This window comes from Bradyrhizobium sp. SHOUNA76, from assembly GCF_023006445.1.
GTDB lineage: Bacteria > Pseudomonadota > Alphaproteobacteria > Rhizobiales > Xanthobacteraceae > Bradyrhizobium.
The window spans coordinates 1-3,364 of the sequence record NZ_JALBHA010000611.1 but is presented as its reverse complement, the minus strand read 5'-3'; the positions used below and the strand labels follow the sequence as shown (position 1 = coordinate 3,364).

Genomic DNA, 3,364 nt, shown 5'->3' with positions numbered 1-3,364 from the left:
CGGCCTTGCCCTGGTCCGGCGCGGGCGTGCCGCTCTGGGCGGAGGCGCCCCCGAGACCGGCGAGAACGAGAAGGCAGGAGACGGCCAAGGTGGCGGCGAACTGCCGCAGGACCGCATTTCGTGACTCGAACACCCGTTGCCGCATGAATTCCCCAATGTATCCGATGGCCGTCCGCGTCAGGATCCCGCGGACGCGCCGGTGATGGCGTCCAAATGGGTCTCCAATGCGGCGGAAAAGTCTTTCGGAGTCCATGACCTGTATTTGGAATTTTGTCCAGCAAAGTCACGATGCTAGGTCCCGGTCGAACCGCCGCAGCCCCATTCCTTTGGGGCAGGAGCGGATCCGCACCGGAGCACCCCCTTGGCAGATGGCGTGCAAGCAGGTAATCGACGGACCCTTCGCGGAGGACGGAACCGATTTCTCTTCGTACGCCACTGGCGCTTCTGCTCGTTTCACTGGGTGCGATTGCTGCCGTGTGGTGGTGGTTGGCGACGCCGATCACACTCGCGCGCGCCCCGATCGATCCCGCCGAGAAGGTCCAATGCGTCTCCTACGCGCCGTTCCGCGGCGAGCAGACGCCGCTGGAGGCGTGGACCCATATCGAGGCCGAGCAGATCGAGCAGGACCTGCGCCAGCTCAAGCAGATCACCGACTGCGTCCGCACCTATTCGATGGAGAACGGGCTCGACCAGGTGCCGGCGATCGCCGCCAAGGTCGGCGGGCTGAAAGTCCTGCAGGGCATCTGGCTCTCCAGCAACCGCACCAAGAATTATGAGCAGGCCGCGCTCGCCATCCGCCTCACCAAGCAATTCCCCGACATCATCACCTCGGTCATCGTCGGCAACGAGGTGCTGCTGCGCGGCGAGATGACCACGGCCGACCTCGTCTCCATCATCCGCTTGGTGAAGACGCAGGTCAGCGTGCCCGTCACCTATGCCGACGTCTGGGAATATTGGCTGAAGAACCGCGAGGTCTATGACGTCGTCGACTTCGTCACGATCCACATCCTGCCCTATTGGGAGGATTTGCCCGTCAAGGCGAAATTCGCTTCCGCCCATGTCGAGGCGATCCGCGAGCGCATGGCGGTGGCGTTCCCCGGCAAGGAGATCCTGATCGGCGAGACCGGCTGGCCGAGCGAGGGGCGCATGCGCGACGGCGCGTTGCCCTCGCGCGCCAACCAGGCGCGCGTCGTCTCGGAAATCCTGGGCCTTGCGAAGGCGAACAAGTTTCGCGTCAATCTGATCGAGTCCTACGACCAGCCGTGGAAGCGCAAGCTGGAAGGCACCGTCGGCGGCTATTGGGGCCTGTACGATTCGGTGCGCCGGAGCCTGAAATATCCCCCGGGTGAGCCGATCAGCAATTTCCCGTACTGGAAATGGTACATGGGCGCGGGCATGGGCCTGTCCGTGCTGGTGTTCGCGGTCGCGCTCATCACGCTGCGGCGGCGGCCGTGGACGCCGCGCTTCTCGGCCTGGCTCGGTGTCGCCATCTCGGCGACGACGGCGGGGAGCCTGCTCGGGATCGGCGCCGACAAGATGTATTACGAGAGCTACGGCATCGGTGGCTGGCTGCTCTGGGGCGCGCTGCTGCTCGCCGGCATCCTGTCGCCGATCTTCTGCGCGCAGGCGATGGTGATCGGCCGCAGCCTTCCGACCTTCCTCGATCTGCTCGGTCCGCGCGAGGGCCGCAAATGGTCGAAGCTCACCGCCGTGCTCGGCCTGACGCTCGCGGTGACGGCGGTGATCGGGGCCGCTACCGCGCTCGGCTTCGTGTTCGACCCGCGCTACAAGGATTTTCCCTACGCCTCGCTGACGATGGCGGTGGTTCCGTTTGCGCTATTGATGCTGAACCGGCCGCAGATCGGCCAGCGTCCGATCGCGGAATCGGTGTTCGCGGGCGTGCTGGCGCTGTCGGCCGTCTTTGTGCTCTTCAACGAAGGCCGCGACAACTGGCAGTCGCTTTGGACCTGCACGATCTATCTGTTGTTCGCGCTCACGCTGTGGCGGGCGCGGGCCGAGCAAATCCAAGAATGAACAGGCCGATCGCAAGGCCCGACAGCACGACATTGTAGAGCACGATGCCGAGGCCGGCGGCGATGATGCCGACGGTGAGCAGCACGATCGACGGCCGCATCAGGTTCAGCGTCGCAACCACCAGCGCGACGATGCCGAACACCGAATTCTTGAACAGCACGGTCGAGACCGACCGCGCCTTGCAGACCAGCGTCTGAAGCCCGGCGTCACAGGCGAGGGCGACCTGCGAGAACTCGATCGCGAGATAGCGCACGTAGAACGCACAGCCGACGGTGACGAAACCGACGACGAGCAGGAACTGCACCTGGTAGGGCGTGAGGCGGAAGGGCTTTTTTGTCATGGGGGCAATATGGTCGGGATGGCGGAACGGGGCAACAGGGGAGGTGGAAGTTTCTGGACGACCCGTGAACTGTCAACCCTGGGAGCGTTCCTGTGTCTGCCGGCTTTGTGCGGCCAGCCGACGCTCATATTTGTCGGCTAATGCAAGCAACCGCTGCTTGATATAGGGATCCGCCTGCTCGGCCAGCTCGTGCACCAACGCGAGTTGCTCTCGCAGAAACTTCGCGTCCATCATCTCCGCTCCGAATCAAATCCGTCGCGGATATTGCCGAGTCCTGTCGTCCTTGATCGTATCATTTGGTACAGACTGAGCCTCAGCGGCCTATTTCAATCCCAGCCGGCGCTCGACCCAGCCGAGAACGAACAGCACGAGCAACGTGACCGCGATCGCGGCGGCGACCAGCAGCCAGGCTCCCAGCGCGCAGGCAATTCCAAGCCCTGCCGCAATCCACACGGTCGCCGCAGTCGTGAGGCCGTGAACCGTCTTCGCCTTGGCATCGTGCAGGATGACGCCTGCGCCGATGAAGCCGACGCCGGTCAGCACACCGGCAACGACGCCCTGAATGACCCGGGAGATCGCATCCGGGTGGTCCCGCAAGTTCTGGAACTCGATCACGGAGATCGAGACCAGCGCGGAGCCGAGGGCGACCAGCGACAGGGTTCGCATTCCCACCGGCTTGTCATTCATGTCGCGGTCGATGCCGATCAGCAGTCCTGTTCCCGCCGCGACGAGAAGCCTCAGCACATCATCCAGTTCGTTCATCGAATTCCGCGAGTTTGGAAAGGGGGCGACGTTTGGAGCGCGTTGTGAATGAACGCAAACCTGCTGCGAAAGGGCAGCTCAGGTCCAAGCGTCCGATCGCCGCATGCAAGCAGCTTCCGCCCAGATAGGGCCGCGCCCTACCGCCTGAAGAACGACGACAATGTCGATCCCGCGGAGGTCGACGCGGCCTCTGGCTTCGCCGGCGCCGGCTGCGCCGCAGGGGCGGGC

The 3,364-nt window shown here is 64.2% G+C and carries 5 protein-coding genes and 1 pseudogene; 2 read left to right on the top strand and 4 right to left on the bottom strand.

From position 1 onward, the window contains the following. Window positions 1–145: pseudogene (locus tag MOV74_RS34320) on the bottom strand (beta-1-3, beta-1-6-glucan biosynthesis protein); the annotation flags it as partial. A gap of 329 nt (window positions 146–474) precedes the next feature. On the opposite strand from MOV74_RS34320, the gene MOV74_RS34315 reads away from it, so the two are divergent. Beyond that, window positions 475–2,034 (top strand): beta-(1-6) glucans synthase, encoded by a 1,560-nt coding sequence (locus tag MOV74_RS34315; protein WP_246931403.1) that lies wholly within the window; start codon window positions 475–477, stop codon window positions 2,032–2,034. Here the strand turns inward: MOV74_RS34315 and MOV74_RS34310 are convergent. From MOV74_RS34310 to MOV74_RS34300, 3 genes are all read right to left on the bottom strand, one after another. Beyond that, a complete protein-coding gene (locus MOV74_RS34310) occupies window positions 1,994–2,374 on the bottom strand; it encodes a hypothetical protein (RefSeq protein ID WP_246931402.1) in 381 nt (126 codons plus the stop codon). The two genes, MOV74_RS34315 and MOV74_RS34310, sit on opposite strands and share 41 nt — an antisense overlap. A 72-nt stretch (window positions 2,375–2,446) precedes the next feature. Next, entirely contained in the window at window positions 2,447–2,608 is a 162-nt protein-coding gene (locus MOV74_RS34305; RefSeq protein ID WP_246931401.1) for a hypothetical protein, read from the bottom strand. Between the two features lie 87 nt (window positions 2,609–2,695). Then, entirely contained in the window at window positions 2,696–3,136 is a 441-nt protein-coding gene (locus MOV74_RS34300; protein ID WP_246931400.1) for an MgtC/SapB family protein, read from the bottom strand. A 48-nt stretch (window positions 3,137–3,184) separates the two neighbouring features. On the opposite strand from MOV74_RS34300, the gene MOV74_RS34295 reads away from it, so the two are divergent. After that, on the top strand, window positions 3,185–3,364 hold a 180-nt coding region (locus tag MOV74_RS34295), incomplete at its 3' end, for a hypothetical protein (protein ID WP_246931404.1).

Coding starts and splice junctions, on each gene's coding strand:
- MOV74_RS34305 (WP_246931401.1), bottom strand. CDS start 2,608: ATGATGGACGCGAAGTTTCTGCGAGAGCAACTCGCGTTGGTGCACGAG.
- MOV74_RS34310 (WP_246931402.1), bottom strand. CDS start 2,374: ATGACAAAAAAGCCCTTCCGCCTCACGCCCTACCAGGTGCAGTTCCTG.
- MOV74_RS34300 (WP_246931400.1), bottom strand. CDS start 3,136: ATGAACGAACTGGATGATGTGCTGAGGCTTCTCGTCGCGGCGGGAACA.